The sequence below is a fragment of the Paenibacillus daejeonensis DSM 15491 genome (genome assembly GCF_000378385.1).
Taxonomy (GTDB): Bacteria; Bacillota; Bacilli; order Paenibacillales; family Paenibacillaceae; genus Paenibacillus_D; species Paenibacillus_D daejeonensis.
In genome coordinates this window covers 1-21,795 of sequence record NZ_KB899662.1, presented here as the reverse complement: position 1 = coordinate 21,795, position 21,795 = coordinate 1, and the positions used below count along the sequence as shown (strand labels likewise).

Genomic DNA, 21,795 nt, shown 5'->3' with positions numbered 1-21,795 from the left:
ATCAAATTGGTTGTAAAGCGCTTTTTTGTGTACACTTGCATTAGGAGACTAACACGAGAGACAGAACAGAAGTGCAGGAGGAGCAATGAGGAACAGTAGAAGCGAGTCGGGCAAGCAGGAGCAGATTTTATTATTTGACGGGGTCTGTGGCCTGTGCACCCGCAGCGTCCGTTTTGTACTGAAGCGGGATCAACGGAGACAGTTTCAATTTGCCCCACTGCAGAGCCCGGTTGGTCAGCGTATCGTCGATGCGCATCAGGCTGCGGGGGCCGACAGTTTTATGCTGCTGCAAAACGGAGAGCTGTATATGAAGTCGGAGGCAGCGCTGCGGGTGGGCCGGCAATTGGGTGGCTTGTGGCGGTTATGCGGCTTGCTGCTGTTCATTCCGCGGGGGCTGCGCGATGCCGTATACGATTGGATTGCGAGCAATCGCTACCGGTGGTTTGGCAAGATGGACGCCTGCATGCGGCCTGATCCGCAGGACCGAGATCGATTTTTGGAGGACTAGCAAATCTCAATCAAAATCTCGTTCGCGTTCTTATGAGTCGTTGCGAGAAGAGGGAGCTTCCGATCGCTGTTGTCCCCCAGATTTCTTGATTTAACCTCTCAGCGGTTGAAATCCGGGGACAAAGGCGAGCGTTTCACTTCTCCAGCTTCCCTCTTCTCTCCACTCAACTCTGACCGCGTAATAAAATTTGAAGGCGTTTTGCTAGTTAAATAGGATGTAGGAAAAAAGGCTGTCTCCCTGTGCTGCATTGCAGCCGGGAGACAGCCTTGTTGACTTAATAAGTTGTGGAGAAGGCTTATTAGCCGTTAATAATCTCGCCGCCATTGATATGCAGCATTTGACCGGTCATGTACGAGGAGTCGTCGCAAGCAAGGTACACGTAGGCTGGAGCGAGCTCCTCGGGTTGTCCGGGACGCTGCATCGGTGTATCGGCGCCGAATGTCGCTACCTGGGATTCCTCGAACGTCGAAGGAATGAGCGGCGTCCAGATCGGTCCTGGTGCCACCCCGTTCACCCGAATGCCCCGGCCAGCGATGTTGGTAGCCAGCGAGCGCGTAAAGGCGACGATGGCTCCTTTGGTCGAAGAGTAATCAAGCAGGTTCGGACTGCCCCGATAAGCTGTTACCGAGGACGTATTGATAATGGCAGCGCCTTTCTTCAAATGCGGCAGCGCAGCCTTGGTTAAGTAAAACATCGAGAAGATATTGGTACGGAAGGTTTTCTCCAGCTGCTCGTCCGAAATGTCTTCCAACTGCTGCTGGGGATGCTGCTCCGCGGCGTTGTTTACCAGGATGTCCAGCTTGCCAAAGGTTTCAATGGTCTGCTTGACTACATCGGCGCAGAAGGTCGAATCGCCGACGTCTCCGGCCAACAGCAGGCAGCGACGCCCGGCTTGCTCAATATGACGCTCTGTCACTTTGGCATCCTCATGCTCGTTCAAATACACGATTACGACATCGGCACCTTCCTTGGCATAGGCGACGGCTGCCGCTCTGCCAATTCCACTGTCTCCACCTGTAATAATCGCTACTTTATCCGTGAGTTTGCCCCCGGGGTGAAATGAGGCGGAGTCAAATTCGGGTTGCGGATGCATCTCGGACTCCAGCCCCGGGCGGCGATCCTGATGCTGAGGCGGGTTAATCTTTTTTCCATTGCTTGAAGGCATAAGTATCCATCCTTTCCTAAGGCGGGACACGCCCGCGAAGATATTTACTTTGCGTTTACCCTTATAACGACAGCAAGAAACGCAAAATCCTACCTCCAAAAGGATTCGTTGGATCGGGTTAAAATATACTCCAGTTATATTGAGCGGAGAGCTTTTGCAGTAGATGAAGTCCGGCTGTGCTGTTGCCTTTCCTATTGAGGGAAGGTCCAATGACACCAATGCCATAGCGTCCAGGAACCAGGGCAAGAATGCCGCCGGAGACACCACTTTTGGCCGGAATACCAGCTTGAATGGCGAATTCGCCGGAGGCATTGTACATGCCGCATGTCACCATGAAGGTCTTGGCGATCTGCACGTATCGGTACGGAATAAGCTCTTGGCCAGTAACCAGATCGAATCCGCCATTGGCCAGCACCATCCCCATCCGGGCGAGTTGCTCGCAATTCACTTCAAGGGCGCACTGCCGGAAGTAGACATCGAGTACATCTTCGACCTCCGTGTCATCGGAGAGCACATCATTATCTTTTAGAAAATAAGCCAAGGAGCGATTGCGGTGTGCCGTTTGCTGCTCAGAAGTGTAGACCCCGTGATTGTAATCAATATCAGGGTTACCGGCAATTGTACGGAAAAAATCGCGAATCCGTGTAAATTGCTCATCCGTGCTGTCTCCTTTGATTAGCGCGGTGATTGCGATCGCGCCCGCATTGATAAGGGGATTGAATGGCTTGCCAGGCTCCACGAGCTCAAGCTTCAGCATGGAGTTATAGTCATCACCCGACGGCTCCATCCCGACATGGTTAAACACTCGCTCTTCTCCGCGGTCCATCAGGGCCAGCAGCAAGGTAAAGACCTTCGATATACTCTGCATCGTGAACGACAGACTGCAGTCCCCTGCGGTAACGGTATTACCATTCGTATCAATTAAAGTGCAGCCGAGCGCATCGGCAGGGGCGTGGGCGAGCTCGGGAATATAGTCGGCAACTTTGCCTTCGGAGGCAGCATGACGACTTTCCTCTAGCCATCCCGGCAGGTGCTCTGTAATATGTTCCATTTCGGTTGGCATGATGATGCTCCTCTCCACAATCGGTTTCTCCAGACTACTTAACTTCGACACGGGTCCCGGCTATCCTTGCGAGTGTGCGCTCTGCGTGGTTGTTCGCATGCAATATGTATGCCGCCAAGCCAGCCAAAATATGCTATCATTGAGGTTAGATTGTTTAAGAGGCTGTTCAAAAAAAGGTCAGGAATTGAGCTGGAGGGGACCTATGGGGAAATTTTTAATCTTTTCATTGCTGTGGTGGATTGTTGGCAATCCGTTTATTGCCATTCTGATTTTACTGGTTGTTCTATATTTGTTGGATCGCCGATTTCTGGGGTTATCGCCCAGCTTGACCAAGCCGCTGCGCAGACGGAGCCGGATTGCCAAGCTGCGCCAGCAGCTGCTTCTTAACTCCAATGATATTGCAGCCAAGCATGAGCTTGCACGGGCGCTGCTCGAACGCAAGAGTTACCGGGATGCGCGCAGTACGCTGGAATCGATGGGCGACGCGATGACGGACTCCGCGGAATACTGGGATGACCTGGGGACGGCCCTTCTCCACACCGGTGAGGCAGAACGCGGTGCTGAGGCCATCGAGCAGGCGTTAAGCATTAATCCAAGAGTCAAATACGGTCAACCATACCTGCGGCTTGCAAAACTGCATGGGGACCAGGGCAGATCGCAAGAAGCGATACGCTACCTGGAGGCCTTTCGCGATATCCACTCCTCATCGAGTGAAGCGTATTACAAGCTTGGGTTGCTCTACCTGGGTCTGGAGCGCAAGGCAGAAGCCAAGCAGGCATTTGATGAAGCCGTGCTGATCTATCAGTCGCTGCCCCGTTACAAGAAGCGTCAGGAGCGACGGTGGGCACTGCTGAGTAAATTGCGCAAGCTCCAGTCCTGATGCAATTGCGGATGCACGAGAACAATTAACCAGGGGATGTTGCAAGAGGATGAAGCGAAATCTGTGGTGGAAGTCCCTGCTAGTTGTCATTGTTATTGTTGGCAGCACGCATACGGTTTATTATCTGCTGACCAAGCAGTCGCTGGAGCGCAGCCTTGGGCATGAATTAAGCGCGGTGGCTGGTCAGATCGAAATTGCCATCGAGCAGTCCAGGCTTGGTGCGGAGCAATACCAGGAGCAGATCGGACGTCAGCTGCGCAGCGTCTCGATCGCGGCCCAATACGCGCTTGACGCCGACATTGAGAACGTGCGTAACGAGCAATTGGAGGAATTGAGCGAGCGGCTGGGCGTCCTCCATATTACGCTGCTCAAGCGAGTTGAAGATAATATCGTACTCTACAAATCCTCCGATCCCCAGCAGTTGGGACTCAAGACGGCCAACTGGACTCCATGGTACGAGGCGTTCAACCAATTGTTTGACGAGCGGCAAGTGACTATTGACTGGGGACAGTCGTTGGATAATTTCTGGACCGGCCCCTTCGAGGTTGCGACTTCGGATACGAGCAAGGTCCGCAAGTGGGGCTACTATTACGACGGGACGACCAATTACATCATTGATCCTTATGTAAGCTATGACATGCAGCGGGAGTACGAGGAGCTGACGGGAGCCGACCGGCTGATCGAGCAAACCTTGAACAAGAATCCGTCGATTCTGGAAATTGGTGCGATCAACCCCAGCACATTTCCGCTTGGCGAAATTCTGACCGAAACGGAGCTGGGCGAGGAGCTGCGTCATATTACACAGCTGCCTGTGTTCTACGGGTCCAACACGTATACGGACCCTCGGGAGCTGGAGTACATCGAGACAGTCTACCAGACAGGCGAGCCGATTACGATCAAGGCGAACCTCCAGGGCAAGTCTGTGCTCAAAAAGTACGTTCCCGTGGCGATTGATCGCGTGGCCAGCATTCTGGACGCTGATGGGGAGCCGCTCGATCGCTACGTGCTGACCGTCGTATCCGACTACGGACAGGTGCAGCAGTCACTGACCAGACAATGGCTGCTGCTGGCAGGCATGGGTGCTGTGATGCTGGTCTGTCTGCTCGTTATCGGATGGTCGGCGAGACAATCGTGCAGCGCCAAGGCTTCAGCGTCTGAGCAGCGTTTAGAGGAGCATATGCGTCATGTCCGCTCCCTGGCAGAGCAGGGACGGCTGGAAGAGCTACAGGACTATACGCGCAAGTGGCTTAATTTTAAGAGAAAATAAGGTAATGGTCTTCACACCCCAGTGGCGTGAAGGCCTTTTTTTATGCTGGAGAGAGTGGGGGAGAAATAATAGGTCTCTTATTTTCCGCTAAACTGTCCGTAATGCGCATTCATTCAAGAATATGGCTTCTATTTTCCGCTATTCGCTATACATGCCAAGGTAACCAATGGTTAGTTAGCCAGTAACGGAATATATGCTCCATATATCTGGTAGAACCCCCGTTATGCAGCGAATAACGGAATATATGCACCATAACCATCCAACCTATCGACAACCATCCAACCTTTCCACCATCGCCGTAGCCACTGTATCGCACATCCTCGCTGGGAATTCGCTAGCTAGTCTCCCCAACAAGGGGGAGTCACTTTCTAGGCGGAGTTTGTGGTATAATTATAAGATGCCTTAATGGAACGGAGGAGCTGCGGATATGACTGCAAGCCTTGCCGAAGGACAGTGGAATGACATAAATAAACAATTGATCTCCCGTGTTCCCAAGACGGTATTGGAAGAGGGCATGTCCTGCTTTCGCAACGGGCTGGTCCGATCGGTGGAACCGACGGCAGAAGAACGCATTTACGGCTTTGTGTCGGATGATCGGATTCTGGCCGTTATTTTAGATCTGGAGCAGCTCAACTACAGTAAATGTTCCTGTGAGGGAGGGGCGATCTGCAAGCATCTGATCGCTGTCTGGTATGCCTTCTGCGCAAGATTGGCCATTGATCCGCAAACGGTACACGAGCATCTGCTGCGGGGAGAGGTTGCCGGGCATCAGAGTGACCGGCGCCAGCCTGGCGCTGCCAAGCGGCCTCAGAGTCCTGGAGAGGACGGCAGCGTCGAAGCATGGCGCAGCTGGTTCCAGGATGTGTACGGGGAAATCTGGCAGCAATGCAGACAATCCCTTCACCCGATGCAATCGGTCCTTTCCGAGATGAAGGGATCAGCCAAGTATTGGGACAAGGCGAAGCAGCGTTATCACTGGCTCCATACGATTGAATTTGTACTCGAACAGGTGGAGCTTGCCTATGCATCCACCGATTCCTATAGCCGTTATTATTATGAAATGTCCTTTACCCGATCGGTCGATCCTTGGATTGCCCATTTCCAGGAGCTCGCCGAATCCTTGAACGTAGACGGAATGTCGGAATGGGAAGACAGCTGGCTCTGGGCGCTTATCGGCGCGCTTCGCACCCGTGCGCTGGATAGCGAAGCGAGTCTGCTGCGCTGGGACCGCCTCTACCACCTGGTCTGGGCGCAGCTGATTGAGTCAGAGAGGTGGCGGCAGACCGAGCAGCGCATGCTGGAGCAGACATTGAGCGGGGAGAGCATGACGGGTCAGCGGCAGCTAACGTTTGTCCAGTCGGCGCTGGCGCATTTCGATGTGGTGGCGGGGGCAGACAGTAACGCGGTAGAACGTCTCTCTCAAGCTGCATTTGATCCCATTGCGGAGCTGGTCTACGGATTTGCAAGCCAGCGTCTGGAGGAACGGAATTGGTCTGCTGTCCGGCTGTGGATGGATTATCTGCACGAGCAATTGGCAGATTGCCGCAATGCGGCGATTCTTCGTCCTTACCTCACCCTATGCCGTCAGGCAGACATCCGGCAGGAGCAGGCGGGTCAGCAGTGGACGGAGCGGATGATTGCCCTCCTGCCTCATGCCTACAGCGAGCTAGCGGAGCACTGGTTAGAGCGTTCGGACTATGAAGCATGGGCAGATCTGCAGCTGTTCATCGGTGCGAGACCGCAGGAGCTTGATCTACAGGATCTGCGCACCATTACCCGGCATGCGCCATCCGTTCTGATACCGATGTACCATCAGGCGGTCGATGAGGCCATCCTCTCTCGCAATCGTCAGGGCTACCGCAACGCCGTCAAATTAATGAAGAAGCTGGAGAAGCTATATCAAGCGGATGGAAGAACAGGGCAGTGGGAGACGTTCGTCGAGCAGTTGTCCAACAAATATCTGCGCCTGCGCGCTTTGCAGGAAGAGCTGTGGAAAGGAAAGGTCATGACATGAGCAAGACGATAGAGCAGAAGCAATGGATCGTTGACGCCCGTTGGCTGCCTGGCGAAGGCTTGTGGCTGGCGGGTTCGGGCTGGCAGGGTCCGCTGCAGCGGCTCAAGTACTTGCTGTTCGCGTGGCATGAGGGCTCCTGGTATGGTGCCGAAGCGGAAGAGCGGCGAGTGGACGGACACGACGGCTTGCTGCTGCCGCCATTACTGGCGATGGACTATGCCTCCCAGCCGCAGCCGGTCAGACTGCTTGCCGTGCAGTGGTCCAATCAAGCAAGACAACTGCTCCAGACCGCGGCGTTCATCCGGCGTTGTTTATTGAACGGTTGGTATGCCCCGCAGCCCTCCGGGTGGCAGAGCGGTGGACCGCGTTGGCAGCTCTGGCTGCCCCCGGCGGAGAGCCGGGAAGCCGCAGATGAAACGATCATGCAAGAAGCGGATCCGCTCATTCTGCATGACTGGTTAAGCCGCGCGGTCGATGAAGCGATTGCTCGCAATCCGGGTGCAGCTGCGGCCGCACAGGAAATGTCCAACCGTCTGATGGGTGGCGAAGGCGGAGAAGACGAGGAAGAATGGTGGGTAACGGTCGGCTGGAAGCGTGATGATACGCCATTTCGCGTTCTTCTTCAGCTGTTGGAGCCGACTGAGGAAGCGGGCTGGCGGCTGGCTGTCGTGCTTCAGGACAAATCGCAATCGTCCAGACGATATGAGCTCCGTCAGGATGAGGGGCAAGCGGGCTGGGTCGTTGCAGGCGATGAGGAAGATCCCCAGCCCGCGCTTCCCGAAGAATGGCAGCGGCAGCTTGCGCCTATTCTGGAGAAGGAAGAGCGGCGCTGGGCGCGCATCTTCCCGGACTGGGAGGACGCGCAGCAGCCAGGCAGAATCCGGCTTGAGCTTGCCGAGCAGGAAGCGTGGACGTTTTTGGAAGAAGGCAGCTTAAGGCTGCTGCAGGCTGGCGGCTCTGTCTTGCTGCCAGGCTGGTGGGAAGCGGTTCGCAGTCGCAAACCACGATTGAAGGCCAAGGTGAAATCGTCGGTGGGTTCATCCGAGCAATCCATGTTCGGGCTGGACCAGATCATCCAGTTTGACTGGAAGCTGGCTGTGGGCGACCTCGATTTGAGTGAAGAGGACTTCATGCGCATGGTTCGGGAGAACCGGCGGCTGCTGCGGATGGGCAATGAATGGGTGCATCTGGATGCCGGCGATTTGCGGCGTCTGCAGCAATGGATGAAACGATCGGGCAAAAAAAGCGGTTTGACCTTCCGTGAAGTGCTGGAGCTGCATCTGCGAGGCGAGTCGATGGAGATCGAGTCCCCGGAGGAGCACGAGGAAAGCTTGCAGACCGAAGTGGAGCTAAGCAGGCATCTCGAGCGGTGGCTGGAGCAGCTGCAGACCGTATCCGAGCTGCCGCTTATCGACATACCTGAGGGATTCACGGGTGAATTGCGGCCCTACCAGCTGCAAGGCGTCTCTTGGCTTGCCTTCTTGCGGCGTTTTGGACTGGGCGGTTGTCTGGCCGATGATATGGGATTGGGCAAAACCATCCAGTTTACAGCCTATCTGCTGCACGTCAAGGAATCGGAGCAGCGCAGACAAAGCCCGTCGGCGTCTGGCAACGAGCAAGCGGCTCCGCCATCGCTATTGATTTGTCCAACTTCGGTCATCGGCAACTGGGAGAAGGAGCTCGAACGATTCGCGCCGTCGCTGCGAATCAGAATTCATTATGGCCCGCGCCGCGCCAAGGGCGAGGACTTCGCAGCCTCTGTTGAAGGGGCGGATCTGGTCATTACGTCCTACGCGCTCGCTCCGCTCGATGAAGAAGAGCTGGGCAGCATGGAATGGAACGCGTTATGTCTGGACGAGGCGCAAAATATAAAAAACATCTATACCAAACAATCGGCTGCCATTCGCCGCCTGCCTGCCGCGCATCGAATCGCCATGACAGGGACGCCTATGGAAAACCGGCTGACAGAGCTGTGGTCCATTCATGACTTTATGAACCCAGGCTATCTCGGTCAGTTGGCGCGGTTCCGGCGTGAGGTCGTCCAACCGATCGAGCGGTCCCGGGATGCTGAGCAGATCCGGCGGCTGAGGCAGTGGGTGAATCCGTTCATGCTGCGGCGGCTCAAGAAGGATCCCGCCATTCAACTGGAGCTGCCAGAGAAAAATGAGGCGCGGACCTACATCTCCTTGACAGTTGAACAAGGGACGATCTATGAGAATACCGTGAGTGAGCTGCTGGAGAAGCTGGATACCCTCTCTCCCATGCAGCGTCGCGGTCTGATTCTCTCAACGCTTACCAAGCTGAAGCAGCTCTGCAACCACCCGGCCTTGCTGATCAAGGATAGCAGGCTGGCCCTCGAGCACTGGGATCCGGTGCGTTCCAACAAGGTGACGCGTCTGCTGGAGATGGTGGAAGAGATTGCCGCAGAGGATGAGCGTTGCCTGATCTTTACGCAGTTTGTCGGGATGGGACGGATGATTCAGCAGCAGCTGGAGAAACAATTCGGCTGGCAGGTGCCTTACCTGCACGGAGGTGTGCCCAAGGCGGAACGCGATGCGATGATTGATACCTTCCAGCAAGGCAACAATCAGGGGGGCGCCTTCGTATTATCGCTCAAAGCTGGGGGCACCGGTCTCAATCTAACGGCGGCCAATCACGTCTTTCACTTTGATCGTTGGTGGAATCCTGCTGTTGAGAACCAAGCGACGGACCGAGCTTTTCGGATTGGTCAATCGCGGACGGTACAGGTCCACAAGTTCGTGACGCTCGGCACCTTGGAGGAGCGAATTGATGAAATGATTAACCGCAAGCAGCAGCTGAATGAGCAGGTGGTCAGCGCTTCGGAAAATTGGATCACTGAGCTCTCCAATGAAGAGCTGGCCTCGCTGTTCACACTGCGCAAGACATTAGTGGACGGGTAACGATGGAGAAAGAAGGGATGAGATGAGTATGAGCGGCGATCCAAGGCAGCGGCTAAAACAGTTGCAGGCCCGATTGAAGGGGGAAGTTCCGCCGGTTAGCGCTGGTGGCCCGCCGCCATCCGAGAGTGGAGCGCATGCAGCGGGCGAGGCCGAAGAGCCGCTGCGGGGAGATGCTGATCCGCAATGGCAGGTCATGTATGAGGGCGTTCGCGAGTCCGTGTTGAAGCTGCGATCCACGCCCAAGTCGAAAGACGAGTGAGTTAGTCCTCGGACAGCTCGTCGAGCGTTTTGCCGAAGCTGGGGGCCATATGGGTGAGGAACCATTCCACCTCGGGCATCTCCAGTTTGGCCAAGGCTTGCTCGGTCTGGCCCTTCGCAACCATGAACTCCCGATTGCCAGAGGAAAGCTCAGAGAGACACTTCAGATAGGCATCCAGCAGATCGGCTGCCTTCAGATAACGCAGCAGCACTTGATCCGGAAGCCCCGCGGGATTGCCTTCCGGGTCTGTCTGCGCGCTTTTTGGAAGAAGCAGCGGCGCATAGGTGTCGTGTAGCGGCTCGGGCACCATCCCGAGCAGACGCTCGGCGGCCATCCCTTCGATTTCCCGGAAGCTGGCCAGCATTTTGGGATTGTGATGCTTCACAGGGGTAGGGATATCGCCTGTGAAGACCTCAGTCGCATCGTGGAACAGTGCCATGGCGGCCGCGCGGTCGGCATTGAGGCTGCGTCCGTAGACTTGGTTGCCGATCTCGCACAGCATGTGGACAAGCAAGGCTACGTGATAGGAATGCTCGGCCACCGTCTCGCGTGTTGTATTACGCATCAGGCTCCAGCGTTCAATATATTTTAGGCGGTACATGTAAGCGTAGAAATGACTTTGCATCGGCAGGGCTCCTTCTACTGCGGAATTATAGGATGTGCTTGGTTCATCATATCAAGCAGGGTGAAGCTTGTACAGACGTGGTAGAGAGGACATAAACGGACAGGCTAGCAGATGCCGGATAGCGGTTTCTGTGATATGATAGATTCATAATGAGAACGTTTGAAAAGGGGAGAGCGTACGTCATGATGCAGCATTTTGAACAAAGCGTATACGATCTGATCGTGGAGACTTCGACCAATTTACCTGGTGATGTAAGACGGGCCATCCGCGCCGCGAACGAAGCCGAGGACCGGGCGACACGCGCGGGACTGTCGCTCTCGACGATTGCTAATAATATTACAATGGCTGAGAACAAGGTATCGCCAATCTGTCAGGATACCGGGATGCCAACGTTTGTTGTGCACACACCTGTCGGTGCCAATCAATTGATTATGAAGGAACAGATCCGCTCTGCGATTGCCAAGGCGACCAAAGACGGCAAGCTGCGGACCAACTCTGTCGACTCGCTGACTGGTTCCAATACCGGTGACAACCTTGGACCGGGAACGCCGGTCATCCACTTCGAGCAGTGGGATAAGGACGATATCGATATCCGTCTCATTCTGAAGGGCGGCGGCTGCGAGAACAAGAATATTCAGTACAGCCTGCCAGCCGAGCTGGAAGGTCTGGGCAAAGCCGGCCGTGATCTGGACGGCATCCGCAAATGTATCATGCATGCGGTGTACCAGGCTCAGGGCCAAGGCTGTAGTGCAGGCTTCATTGGCGTTGGCATCGGTGGCGACCGGACGACCGGCTACGATCTGGCCAAGCAGCAGTTGTTCCGTCGTGTCGATGACACCAATGAGAATCCCGATCTCGCGGCGCTTGAGGAATATGTCATGATTCACGCCAACCAGCTTGGCATCGGGACGATGGGCTTCGGCGGCGAAGTGACATTGCTCGGCTGCAAGGTCGGTGTGATGAACCGTCTGCCAGCCAGCTTCTTTGTCTCAGTTGCTTATAACTGCTGGGCGTATCGCAGACAAGGCGTGCTCTTGAACGCGGACACCGGCGAGATCAAGTCCTGGATTTATCCACAAGGCCAGGAGGTAGAGATGACGTCTGCAGCCTCTGAAACAGCTGCTGCAACTCCAGTGGAGGAGCGCCGCGAGGTTGTGCTGCAAACGCCAATTTCCGAAGAACAGATCCGCAGCTTGAAGGTGGGTGACATCGTCGTCATTAATGGCGAGATGCATACTGGCCGGGATGCGCTGCATAAGCACTTGATGGATCATGACGCGCCGATTGATCTGAACGGCTCGGTCATCTACCATTGCGGACCGGTCATGCTCAAGGATGAGTCCGGTTGGCAAGTGAAGGCGGCAGGACCGACCACAAGTATTCGCGAGGAGCCGTATCAAGGCGACATTATCAAGAAATTCGGTATTCGCGCAGTGATCGGCAAAGGGGGCATGGGCGCCAAAACGCTTGCTGCACTCGGAGAGCACGGAGCTGTCTATCTGAATGCGATTGGCGGCGCTGCGCAATACTATGCCGAATGCTTCAAAGAGGTGAATGGCGTAGATTTCCTGGAATTCGGTATTCCCGAAGCGATGTGGCACCTCAAAACCGAAGGCTTTGCCGCAATCGTAACGATGGATTCCCATGGCAACAGCCTGCACGCAGATGTAGAGAAGGATTCCTTCGCCAAGCTATCTGAGCTCAAGGAACCCGTGTTCCAATAGAAAAGAGGCGTTAACAACGCGTTTATTCGGATTAACGTTTAATAAATGGTTTGAGAAATGGATGTTTCTCATTGTCCCCGGATCTCTTGTTCTGGGGTTTCTTTTTTCTGGCGCTTTATCGCCCTTCGTTTCCTGGGTGCCGTATCTGTTCGCTTTTGTCACGTTGACGATGGCCATTGGTTGCAGCCTGGAGGCGCTTCGGGTCGTCCTGCTGCGGCCGCTACCAATCGTGTGGTCGCTTTCCATTGCCCATATTGTACTTCCGCTGATTGGTTTTGCGATGGGAACGGTGTTGTTCGGAGCGGATTCACCCTATACCATCGGTTTTGTCCTGTTTGCTCTCATTCCGCTCGGCGTTTCCTCCGTCATCTGGGTCAGTCTCTCGGGAGGGAGCATCGCCCTGATGCTGGCCCTGGTCGTCGTCGATTCGGCGATTAGCCCGCTTGTCGTGCCCGCAGGGATCCAGCTGTTCTTTGGAACCGGCGTAGAGGTAGAGATCGGCAAAATGATGGGCGATCTGCTCATCATTGTCGTGTTACCGACTTTGGTCGGCGTGGTGCTCAACCAGCTGACACGCGGACGCATTAACGAGACCGTCCGACCGGTTGCAGCGCCGCTCTCCAAGCTATGCTTCGTCGCGGTTGTGGCTTTGAATGCCTCGGCGATCGAGCCTTACGTGATGCAGCTTAAGGGAGATTTGCTGGTGCTCGCGCCAGCGGTGATTGCGCTGGTCGGCATTTGCTATGCCGCCGGATTTTTCAGCTCGCTGCCGTTCCGCGATCATGAGCTGCTGGTGACACTGTCCTACGCCTCGGGGATGCGCAATATCTCGCTGGGAATTGTACTGGCACTGGGGTATTTCAGCCCGCCAGCCGCCGTGCCGGTCGTGCTTGGCATTATGATTCAACAGCCGATAGCGACTTTACACTTCTACGTTTTACAAAAGTTTAACAAACGGAGGACTGGCATTCCCCGTCAGGGACAGGTACGATAGTCACGGGCATGATGCGAGCAAAAAGGCGGGATGAGGGAATGAACCGGTTTCGAGTAAGACTCACCTTAATTATTATCGGCATGATCGGCCTGTCGGTCCTTACGGCAGGTCTGTTCATGGCGCAAACGTTCCGCAATAATCATCTCGATGCGCTGCAGGACAACATGCTGCGAGAGATGAAAATTATGATTGCCAAGATGGAATGGCCCACAGGCAACACCCAAGATGTCTACACGTATTTCACGGAGACGGCGAAGATGTACCATGATATTGCCGGTGTGAGGGTGACCTTCATCCGTGGGGACGGTACGGTGCTGGGGGATTCGGGTTATGACGCACAGTTAATGGAGAACCATTTCAACCGCGAAGAGATCCGTGAGGCACGAGAAGACGGCATTGGTCGGGAGATTCGTCGCAGCGATACGACCCAGGTCAATTCCATGTATGTGGCTATCCCCATCGATCCTGGCTCTCCCACAAGTGATTATGTGCGACTTGCGATGAGTCTGCAGGACGTGGATGAGAGTGTCGGCGAGCTCTGGACCGTTGTGCTGATCGGGCTGGTAGTGCTGTTCATTCTGGCTGCGCTCGTCAGTTACCGAATCGCGCGGGGACTGACACGGCCACTGGAGTCGATTACCCGAGTTGCCCAGCGTATCAAGAATATGGATTATCAGGCCCGGGTCTCGGTTCGCAAGACGGACGAGATCGGCGAGCTGGCGCATGCCATCAACGCGATGGCTGACAGTCTGCAAGGTCAGATGCGTCAGCTGAAGCAGAACGAAACTCGGCTCGAAAGTGTCCTGGATAACATGATTAATGGCATCGTCATGATCGACCGGGAAGGGACCATCGTCTTGCTCAATCGGATGGCTGAAGAGGTGCTCGGGTTCTCGGCGCGCGAACTGGTCGGGCGGCACTATGCCGAAGCCAAGCAGCAATACGAGCTGGCACAGATCATCCAGGAAGGGCTGGAGGAGCGGGAGCATATTCGGGAAGAGATTACGTTCTATTATCCCGATGAACGCCTGCTGGAAATCCATCTGGTTCCGGTCTTCCATACCCGGGAAGAGTTCGGAGGGGTGCTGCTCGTACTCCGGGATGTCACGGAGATTCGCAGGCTGGAGCGGATGCGCAGCGAATTTGTAGCCAATGTATCGCATGAGCTCAAGACACCGATTGCCGCTGTCAAAGGCTTTGCCGAGACACTGCTGGGCGGTGCGGTGAATGACCCGGCTACGGCAAATTCCTTCTTGCAGATTATTTTTGACGAGAGTGAGCGACTTAACCGGTTGATTGGTGATATCTTGGAGCTCTCCAAGGTTGAATCGAGACGGGTGCCGCTGCAGCTCTCGCCTGTGGAAATGTCGCCCTTCGTTGCGCGGACGATGGAATTCATCTCATCTGAAGCGACGCGCAAGCATATCTCGCTGGAGATGTCCGTCGAGGAAGGCCTTTATGTAGAGGCGGACGAAGACCGTTTGAGTCAAATTTTGATTAATCTGCTGGCTAATGGCGTGAACTATACACCGGAGGGCGGCAAGGTTTCTATCACGGTTGAGCCGGTTCATAAATCCGGGGTGAAGGATCATGAGAACTATGACATGATCCGGATCAAAATCGCCGATACCGGTATCGGGATTCCCAAGAAGGATCTGCCTCGAATCTTCGAACGCTTTTACCGGGTCGACAAAGCCCGCTCGCGCAGCTCCGGAGGAACAGGTCTGGGTCTCTCCATTGTGAAGCATCTGGTTGAGCTCCATAAGGGAACCATTGTCGTGGACAGCTCACCTGGTGTGGGATCGACCTTTACCATTGAACTGCCGGTGCTGCACTCATAGTAATGCATCGGCAGGTGTGGTATGCTAGGGAGGAAAAGGTCGCACCCAGCCTAGGGTGTGCACTGGACGGACAAGTGATTGTGCAAGAGCAGTACATTACGCGGTAGGATGGAACGCGAAGCTGGAGGTTTTCATGTCGCAGAGGGTGCTGGTCATCGAGGATGAGCCGACTCTGGCTCGTCTATTATCGTATAATTTAACGCAAGAAGGGTACGAAATTACGGTAGCGGACCACGGCGGAGAAGGATTGCAAACGGCGCTGCAGCGCAATTTCGACCTGATTATTCTGGATATTATGCTGCCGGGAATGAACGGGTTTGAAATCCTCAGCAAGCTGAGGCAGAACGGAGTGGCTACGCCGGTCATTATCCTTACGGCCCGCAATGCGGAGGAAGAAGTGGTACAGGGGCTCAAGCACGGGGCGGACGACTACATTACGAAGCCGTTTGGCGTGGCCGAGCTGCTGGCCCGGGTATCCGCTGTGCTTCGCCGCACGCGCAATGAGGATGTGCGTCAACAGAATACGAACGAGAAGGTCATCGTAGCGGGTGAGCTCTCCATCTATCCCGACAAGTATGAGGTGCTGCTGCAAGAGGAAGTCATCCCGCTGCGGCCCAAGGAATTCGAGGTCCTGCTCTACTTGGTTCAGCGACCAGGCATGGTCATCACCCGTGATGATCTGATGAACGTCGTATGGGGCTTTGATTATATTGGAGGCCAGCGTACAGTGGACGTTCATGTCAGCTCCTTGCGCAAGAAGCTGGAGCTGGGCCAACAATCAGTTCGCATCGAATCGATTCGTGGCGTCGGCTACAAGCTGGTCATGCCCAAAAGACTCACGTCACCTAAATAGAGGTGAGTGGGTCTTTTTTATAGATGATGCAAAAAGGGAGCGATGAGAATGGTTATTCGGGATACCCCGCATGTGCCGCAGATAACAATCGGTCTGATTGGCCCTGAGCCGGCGGTTGCCTCTATGAAAGAGGTCGCGCGCCGATTCCCTACGTTTGCCCCGCTGTCCCGCATCGCAGAGCATGAACGAGAGGCGGTTCAGGCGGCAACCGAGCTGGCTGCACAAGCAGAAGTGCTGCTGATCGCAGGCGATCGATTGCATCGGGCAGTTAAAGAAGAAGTCGAGGCGGGGATCCCCGTGCTGCATGTACCCCTGACGGATGTGGCTTTGTATCGTTCGCTGATGATGGCGTGGCAGGCAGGTAAGCTGGTAGGTGGACTATCCATTGACTCTCTTACATCTACCATGGTGAAGCGAGCGCTTACCGAACTTGGCTTGAAGGATGTAGAGGTCGTCCTCTATGACGGACCTTCTCATGCATCAGAAGCTGAGTTGTTGCGTTTCCATACGGCGCAGGCTGGCAGGTGCAGCGCTGCGTTAACCGGAGATGGAGCGGTCGCGGAAGCGCTGGAAGTGGCCGGTATCGCCAGCTGGCATCTGGCTCCCTCCCCGCAGGATATTTCCGTCGCTCTGGAGCGAGCATTGCTGTCTACGGAGTCCAGGCGCAGCAAAGAATCACAGATGGTGATCGGCATGATCAACATTGATGATTTTAACGGCCTTGTGATGCGCAGTGTTAATGAGCATGAGGTACAGCGACTGAAGCTGGATATCCATCGCTTGCTGCTGGGGTACGTAGCGACGCTGGACGGGTATCTGACGGCGCTGGGGGGCGATGAATATCTGTTCATTACAACCCGGGGCATCTTCGAGCGGGAGACCGGAGGCTACAAGATGATTCCGCTGGCCAGGGAAGCTTCCAAGTCTTACGGACTGTCGCTCAGTATCGGTGTGGGCTTCGGGGCTTCGGCCAATGAAGCGGGCACCCATGCGCGGGCGGCGCTTCGCAAAGCCAAGGAATCCGGCGGTAATGCCTGCTTTATCGTCCGGGAAGACCGAACGCTCATCGGTCCACTCGAGATGACGGACCCGGTACAAGCCGTTTTGGCGCCGACGGAAGCCGGGGTGATCAAGCGCGCGGAGGACGCCGGGATGACGAGCGCCTATCTGAGCAGGCTGCTCGGCAGCAAAGCCAAGTTCGGCAAAGTGGACTATACCGTGCACGAGTTGGCCTCGCTGCTCGACATCACGGTTCGTAGCGCTCACCGGCTGCTATTATTATGGATGGATCATGAATTGGTAACGATCGCAGGAATGGAGAAGGTCCCGAAGGGCAGGCCACGCCAAATTTATCGCATAGCGTTCCTGCAGGATGTGTAATATTCGTTTCATGAAGTTGAGCCAGGTATGTGCCAACCGAAGGCAAGCTCCTGGTTCTTTTTTTTGCTTATTTAAAGACGATTAAAAGATTTGTCTTTATATAGGATTTCTCGGTAAGATAGCAATATCAAAGTCAGCGAAGGAGGAACTTACGTGATTCAATCGGTACAACAATTGGAAGATCTCTTAAGTACGCCCAGTGAGGAATTGGTGCGCGATTTGGCGGCAATTGATGGAGACATCATGGTGTTGGGGGCTGGAGGCAAGATGGGGCCAAGCCTGTCAAGACTGGCAGCTCGTGCAGTCAGGGAAGGCGGACTTGGGGGCAAGCGCATTATTGCTGTTTCCCGTTTTTCCAGCGCAGAGGCGCGTCAGGAACTGGAAGAGGGTGGCGTGGAGACCATTGCCTGTGATCTCTTGAATGATGAGGAGCTAACCTCGCTGCCGCAGGCGGCCAATGTCATCTATATGGCTGGCAACAAATTCGGCACGACCGGCAATGAACATTTTACCTGGGCTATGAACACCTATCTTCCAGGTCGGGTGGCCAACCATTTTAGACAATCCCGCACGGTCGTCTTCTCCTCCGGCAACATCTATCCCTTCACCCCGGTGGGCAGCGGTGGTGCCGATGAATCGGTAGCGCCTGAGCCGCTCGGTGAATATGCGCAATCCTGCTTGGGTAGAGAACGGATCTTCGAATATCATGGCCGCAAAAATGAAACCCCTATGGCCATGTACCGGCTGAACTATGCCGTTGATCTGCGCTACGGCGTGCTGTTGGAGATTGCACGCGCCGTCCATGAGGGCCGTCCGGTCGATGTGACGATGGGGCACGCCAATGTCATCTGGCAAGGCGACGCCAATGCGATGGCGCTGCGTTGTCTCAATCTGTGCAGTAACCCTCCAACCATTGTTAACATTACAGGTCCAGAGACAGTCTCGATCCGTTGGGCGGCCCACGTCTTCGGTCAGCGTCTTGGCAAAGAACCACAAATCATCGGGACCGAATCGGAAACGGCACTCCTCAATAATGCTTCTCGCTCGCATCAATTGCTCGGCTATCCCAAGGTCTCGCTGCTTCAGATGATCGATTGGCTTAGTGATTGGGTACAGGCCGGTGGAGCCACATGGAACAAGCCGACGCATTTTCAGCAACGAAAGGGGAAATTCTAGATGGCAACAAGAGCACTATCTCAGGAGCAGCTGGCAGCGCTCCATGAAGGACTGGTCATTCCGGCACATCCGCTTGCACTGAATGCGGATCGGCAGCTGGATGAGCGGCGGCAGCGCGCTCTGACTCGCTATTATGTCGCCTCCGGGGCAGGCGGCATCGCGGTTGGGGTTCATTCCACCCAATTCGAAATTCGCGATCCGGAGCATCAATTGTTTGAGCCTGTGCTCCGGCTGGCTGCGGAGGAAGTGCGCCGTGCGGCGCCGGAGCGTCCCTTTTTGCTGGTAGCCGGTATTTGCGGTCCTACAGAGCAGGCGCTGCGTGAAACGGAGACAGCCATCGCTCTCGGTTATGACGCGGGACTCCTTAGCATGGGCGGCCTGCAGGGGTGGACAGAGGAGCAGATTCTGGAGCGGACACGTGCAGTGGCGGCGCAGATCCCTGTTATCGGTTTTTATTTGCAGCCTTCGGTAGGCGGACGAATCTTCAGTTATGCGTTCTGGCAGGCGTTTGCCGAGATTCCGGGAATTGTGGCCATCAAGATGGCTCCGTTCAATCGGTACCAGACTATCGATGTAGTGCGGGCAGTGATGCATTCGAGCCGTCGCGATGAGATTGCGCTCTATACCGGGAATGATGACAATATCGTCAATGATTTATTAACCGTCTATCGCTTCCAGGTTGAGGGGCAAACCGTTGAAAAACGTATCGTGGGCGGTCTGCTCGGTCACTGGGCCGTGTGGACACGCAAGGCTGTGGAGCTGCTAGAGGAGGTCAAGCGTGTTCGTGGCGAAGCGGTCATGGATTCGGAATGGCTGACCCGCAATATTGAGGTGACGGACAGCAATGCTGCTTTTTTTGATCCTGCCCATCATTTCGAGGGCTGCATTCCCGGTATCCATGAAGTGCTTCGGCGTCAAGGCTTGCTGGAGGGAACGTGGTGCCTCAATCCACAGGAACAGTTGTCCGAGGGTCAGGCGGAAGAGATTGATCGGGTGTATGCCCAGTATCCGCATTTGCATGACGATGCATTTGTCCGTGAGCATTTGGAGAAGTGGCTGGCCTGAGATATACCGATTGCCACCCAGTGTCAGCAGGAGAAGGGAGCAGGAGCGATGCGCTTCAGAGATGTATTCTCAATTATTGGCCCAAGCATGATTGGGCCCTCCAGCTCGCATACGGCAGGGGCGGCCCGGTTGGGACGCACTGCACGGGCGATTGTCGGAGAGACGCCAGAGCAAGCGGAAATCGAGCTGTTTGGTTCATTTGCTGATACGTATGAAGGACACGGTACCGATCTGGCACTCGTGGCGGGTCTGCTGGGTTACATTCCGAGCGATACCCGTATCCGCGATTCGCTCTCGATTGCGGAACAGGAGGGGATGGCAGTAACCTTCAAAACAGGACATAAACCCGTTGCCCATCCCAATACGGTTCGTATGCGACTCCGAAACGGCGGCCGGGAGCACGTGGTGACAGGCTGTTCGATCGGTGGCGGCAATATCGAGATTACAGGTGTAAACGGATTTGATGTCAAGTTCACGGCGGGGTATCCGACAATTCTGGTTTTTCATGGTGATCGCCCTGGCATGCTTGCGGACATGACGGACCTATATCGGGATGCGGGACTGAATATTGGATATATGGAAGTGGACCGCAAGTCGCGGAGCGGAGATGTGCTCACGGTCATCGAGAGCGACGGCATGCTGCCGGATGGTTCTGTTCAGCTGCTTAGCCGACTTGTCGGCGTCCAGCGGGTGAGCCGTATTGATCCAAGCGAAGTGGAGGGTTCGGGATGAGATTCCAAAGCCTGGCGCAAATTGTAGCGCTATGCGAGCAAGAGACAGTAAGTATTGCAGAACTGATGATTGCTGAGCAGGTACGGGAGAGCGGCGAGAGTGAAATCAAGATACGCGGACAGATGAGCGAATACTACCGCATTATGAAAGAAGCGGTGCAGAAGGGGCTTACGGAGGATACGACATCCAGGAGCGGGCTCACCGGAAAAGATGCCCAGCGGGTACATTCTTATTTGGGCCAGGCGGAATCTCTGCTGGGTAAGGACGCGGGCAATGCGCTGGCTTATGCACTGGCTGTCTCGGAGGTCAATGCATCTATGGGAAGAATTATCGCCACGCCGACTGCCGGCTCTTGTGGCATTATCCCTGGTGTGTTTGTGAGCTGCCAGGAACGATTCGGCTGGACTGACGATCGCTTGGTCGATGGTTTGTTCACCGCTGGCGCAATCGGATATATTATCGCCAACAATGCTTTTATCTCTGGAGCGGAAGGCGGTTGTCAGGCTGAGGTCGGCTCAGCAGTCGCTATGGCTGCAGGCGCGCTGACCGAATTGAGAGGTGGCAGTCCGACGCAGGCCATGCATGCGGTGGGACTGGCGCTAAAGAATTCCCTCGGACTCATCTGCGATCCAGTTGGCGGGCTGGTCGAAATTCCGTGCATCGTTCGCAATGGCTTCGGCGCTGTATCTGCCATGACTGCTGCAGATATGGCCCTTGCAGGAATCCGCAGTGTCATTCCCTCGGACGAAGTGGTGGAAGTGATGCTGGAGGTAGGGCAGGCTATGCCTGACAAGCATCGTGAGACGGCCAAGGGTGGTTTGGCTCAGACCCCAACGGGCCGCAAGATCATGAAGGAGCTGCAAGCCAGCCGTCGCCGTCGGAATAGCACTCCATAAGTATCACAAATAAACGGTTTTAATAGAGAAAAACAGTATTATACGCTTTTTTATATTTTTTTTGCAAAAACACTTGCCAAAACCTAAAAGTCTATGGTATATTCTAATTCCGGCCGAGAGATACGGGCTGGACGAGAAAGAAAATGTGTTCTTTGAAAACTGAACAACGAGCGAAATGTCCTGTAGCTCTTCGGAGTTACAGATAGCAATACCAGCAAGAAATGAGCTATTCAGCTTTCTATCATGGAGAGTTTGATCCTGGCTCAGGACGAACGCTGGCGGCGTGCCTAATACATGCAAGTCGAGCGGAGTTGATGAGAAGCTTGCTTCTCTGAAACTTAGCGGCGGACGGGTGAGTAACACGTAGGCAACCTGCCTGCAAGCCTGGGATAACTGCGGGAAACCACAGCTAATACCGGATACGCAGTCGAG

The 21,795-nt window shown here is 55.0% G+C and carries 18 protein-coding genes and 1 rRNA gene; 16 read left to right on the top strand and 3 right to left on the bottom strand.

Annotation, left to right across the window (positions count from 1 at the left end; genetic code table 11):
- Nucleotides 1-85 precede the first annotated feature (85 nt).
- Nucleotides 86-508 carry a thiol-disulfide oxidoreductase DCC family protein gene (locus F556_RS0113495; RefSeq protein ID WP_020617495.1) on the top strand — a complete coding sequence of 141 codons (423 nt, stop codon included), beginning with the start codon at nucleotides 86-88 and terminating at the stop codon, nucleotides 506-508.
- A 298-nt stretch (nucleotides 509-806) separates the two neighbouring features.
- Here F556_RS0113495 and F556_RS0113490 read toward each other — a convergent pair whose 3' ends face one another.
- Nucleotides 807-1,673: an SDR family oxidoreductase gene (locus tag F556_RS0113490; protein ID WP_020617494.1), complete on the bottom strand. Its 867-nt coding sequence runs from the start codon at nucleotides 1,671-1,673 to the stop codon at nucleotides 807-809.
- A 118-nt stretch (nucleotides 1,674-1,791) separates the two neighbouring features.
- A complete protein-coding gene (gene glsA / locus F556_RS0113485) occupies nucleotides 1,792-2,736 on the bottom strand; it encodes a glutaminase A (RefSeq protein WP_020617493.1) in 945 nt (314 codons plus the stop codon).
- Nucleotides 2,737-2,938: 202 nt separating this feature from the next.
- On the opposite strand from glsA, the gene F556_RS0113480 reads away from it, so the two are divergent.
- From F556_RS0113480 to F556_RS0113460, 5 genes are all read left to right on the top strand, one after another.
- Nucleotides 2,939-3,616, top strand: coding sequence for a tetratricopeptide repeat protein (locus F556_RS0113480; RefSeq protein ID WP_020617492.1), 678 nt, complete (start codon nucleotides 2,939-2,941; stop codon nucleotides 3,614-3,616).
- Nucleotides 3,617-3,665: 49 nt separating this feature from the next.
- Complete coding sequence (locus F556_RS33985; RefSeq protein WP_020617491.1) at nucleotides 3,666-4,883, top strand: hypothetical protein; 1,218 nt, start codon at nucleotides 3,666-3,668, stop codon at nucleotides 4,881-4,883.
- Between the two features lie 427 nt (nucleotides 4,884-5,310).
- Nucleotides 5,311-6,897 (top strand): SWIM zinc finger family protein, encoded by a 1,587-nt coding sequence (locus F556_RS0113470; RefSeq protein WP_020617490.1) that lies wholly within the window; start codon nucleotides 5,311-5,313, stop codon nucleotides 6,895-6,897.
- On the top strand, nucleotides 6,894-9,818 hold the full coding sequence (locus F556_RS0113465) for a DEAD/DEAH box helicase (RefSeq protein WP_020617489.1): 2,925 nt from the start codon (nucleotides 6,894-6,896) through the stop codon (nucleotides 9,816-9,818). The genes F556_RS0113470 and F556_RS0113465 overlap by 4 nt, the downstream gene beginning before the upstream one ends.
- Nucleotides 9,819-9,840: 22 nt before the next feature.
- Nucleotides 9,841-10,077, top strand: a complete 237-nt coding sequence (locus F556_RS0113460) for a hypothetical protein (RefSeq protein WP_020617488.1) — start codon at nucleotides 9,841-9,843, stop codon at nucleotides 10,075-10,077.
- A 1-nt stretch (nucleotide 10,078) separates the two neighbouring features.
- Here F556_RS0113460 and yfbR read toward each other — a convergent pair whose 3' ends face one another.
- Nucleotides 10,079-10,702 carry a 5'-deoxynucleotidase gene (gene yfbR, locus F556_RS0113455; RefSeq protein ID WP_020617487.1) on the bottom strand — a complete coding sequence of 208 codons (624 nt, stop codon included), beginning with the start codon at nucleotides 10,700-10,702 and terminating at the stop codon, nucleotides 10,079-10,081.
- A gap of 185 nt (nucleotides 10,703-10,887) precedes the next feature.
- Between yfbR and F556_RS0113450 the strand changes: the two genes are divergently transcribed.
- The 10 genes from F556_RS0113450 to F556_RS33975 form a co-directional block, all read left to right on the top strand.
- Nucleotides 10,888-12,426: a fumarate hydratase gene (locus F556_RS0113450; RefSeq protein ID WP_026297279.1), complete on the top strand. Its 1,539-nt coding sequence runs from the start codon at nucleotides 10,888-10,890 to the stop codon at nucleotides 12,424-12,426.
- Between the two features lie 136 nt (nucleotides 12,427-12,562).
- Complete coding sequence (locus tag F556_RS33980; RefSeq protein ID WP_245583063.1) at nucleotides 12,563-13,420, top strand: bile acid:sodium symporter family protein; 858 nt, start codon at nucleotides 12,563-12,565, stop codon at nucleotides 13,418-13,420.
- A gap of 38 nt (nucleotides 13,421-13,458) precedes the next feature.
- The gene (gene pnpS, locus F556_RS0113440) at nucleotides 13,459-15,261 is read left to right on the top strand and encodes a two-component system histidine kinase PnpS (protein ID WP_020617484.1); all 1,803 of its coding nucleotides are present in this window, start codon (nucleotides 13,459-13,461) and stop codon (nucleotides 15,259-15,261) included.
- A gap of 133 nt (nucleotides 15,262-15,394) precedes the next feature.
- The gene (locus F556_RS0113435) at nucleotides 15,395-16,114 is read left to right on the top strand and encodes a response regulator transcription factor (protein ID WP_020617483.1); all 720 of its coding nucleotides are present in this window, start codon (nucleotides 15,395-15,397) and stop codon (nucleotides 16,112-16,114) included.
- Nucleotides 16,115-16,162: 48 nt separating this feature from the next.
- Nucleotides 16,163-17,494 (top strand): GGDEF domain-containing protein, encoded by a 1,332-nt coding sequence (locus F556_RS0113430; protein WP_020617482.1) that lies wholly within the window; start codon nucleotides 16,163-16,165, stop codon nucleotides 17,492-17,494.
- A gap of 156 nt (nucleotides 17,495-17,650) precedes the next feature.
- On the top strand, nucleotides 17,651-18,670 hold the full coding sequence (locus tag F556_RS0113425; RefSeq protein WP_026297278.1) for an NAD-dependent epimerase/dehydratase family protein: 1,020 nt from the start codon (nucleotides 17,651-17,653) through the stop codon (nucleotides 18,668-18,670).
- Complete coding sequence (locus tag F556_RS0113420) at nucleotides 18,671-19,735, top strand: dihydrodipicolinate synthase family protein (protein ID WP_020617480.1); 1,065 nt, start codon at nucleotides 18,671-18,673, stop codon at nucleotides 19,733-19,735. It abuts the gene before it with no gap.
- A 48-nt stretch (nucleotides 19,736-19,783) separates the two neighbouring features.
- A complete protein-coding gene (sdaAB, locus tag F556_RS0113415; protein WP_020617479.1) occupies nucleotides 19,784-20,467 on the top strand; it encodes an L-serine ammonia-lyase, iron-sulfur-dependent subunit beta in 684 nt (227 codons plus the stop codon).
- Complete coding sequence (gene sdaAA / locus F556_RS0113410; RefSeq protein ID WP_020617478.1) at nucleotides 20,464-21,363, top strand: L-serine ammonia-lyase, iron-sulfur-dependent, subunit alpha; 900 nt, start codon at nucleotides 20,464-20,466, stop codon at nucleotides 21,361-21,363. Before sdaAB ends, sdaAA begins: the two co-directional genes overlap by 4 nt.
- Before the next feature lie 240 nt (nucleotides 21,364-21,603).
- Nucleotides 21,604-21,795, top strand: a 16S ribosomal RNA gene (locus F556_RS33975); the annotation flags it as partial.

Coding starts and splice junctions, on each gene's coding strand:
- sdaAB (WP_020617479.1), top strand. CDS start 19,784: ATGCGCTTCAGAGATGTATTCTCAATTATTGGCCCAAGCATGATTGGG.
- F556_RS0113460 (WP_020617488.1), top strand. CDS start 9,841: ATGAGTATGAGCGGCGATCCAAGGCAGCGGCTAAAACAGTTGCAGGCC.
- glsA (WP_020617493.1), bottom strand. CDS start 2,736: ATGCCAACCGAAATGGAACATATTACAGAGCACCTGCCGGGATGGCTA.
- sdaAA (WP_020617478.1), top strand. CDS start 20,464: ATGAGATTCCAAAGCCTGGCGCAAATTGTAGCGCTATGCGAGCAAGAG.
- F556_RS0113420 (WP_020617480.1), top strand. CDS start 18,671: ATGGCAACAAGAGCACTATCTCAGGAGCAGCTGGCAGCGCTCCATGAA.
- F556_RS0113490 (WP_020617494.1), bottom strand. CDS start 1,673: ATGCCTTCAAGCAATGGAAAAAAGATTAACCCGCCTCAGCATCAGGAT.
- F556_RS0113435 (WP_020617483.1), top strand. CDS start 15,395: ATGTCGCAGAGGGTGCTGGTCATCGAGGATGAGCCGACTCTGGCTCGT.
- F556_RS0113470 (WP_020617490.1), top strand. CDS start 5,311: ATGACTGCAAGCCTTGCCGAAGGACAGTGGAATGACATAAATAAACAA.
- F556_RS0113480 (WP_020617492.1), top strand. CDS start 2,939: ATGGGGAAATTTTTAATCTTTTCATTGCTGTGGTGGATTGTTGGCAAT.
- yfbR (WP_020617487.1), bottom strand. CDS start 10,702: ATGCAAAGTCATTTCTACGCTTACATGTACCGCCTAAAATATATTGAA.
- F556_RS33985 (WP_020617491.1), top strand. CDS start 3,666: ATGAAGCGAAATCTGTGGTGGAAGTCCCTGCTAGTTGTCATTGTTATT.
- F556_RS0113465 (WP_020617489.1), top strand. CDS start 6,894: ATGAGCAAGACGATAGAGCAGAAGCAATGGATCGTTGACGCCCGTTGG.
- F556_RS0113430 (WP_020617482.1), top strand. CDS start 16,163: ATGGTTATTCGGGATACCCCGCATGTGCCGCAGATAACAATCGGTCTG.
- F556_RS0113450 (WP_026297279.1), top strand. CDS start 10,888: ATGCAGCATTTTGAACAAAGCGTATACGATCTGATCGTGGAGACTTCG.
- pnpS (WP_020617484.1), top strand. CDS start 13,459: ATGAACCGGTTTCGAGTAAGACTCACCTTAATTATTATCGGCATGATC.
- F556_RS0113495 (WP_020617495.1), top strand. CDS start 86: ATGAGGAACAGTAGAAGCGAGTCGGGCAAGCAGGAGCAGATTTTATTA.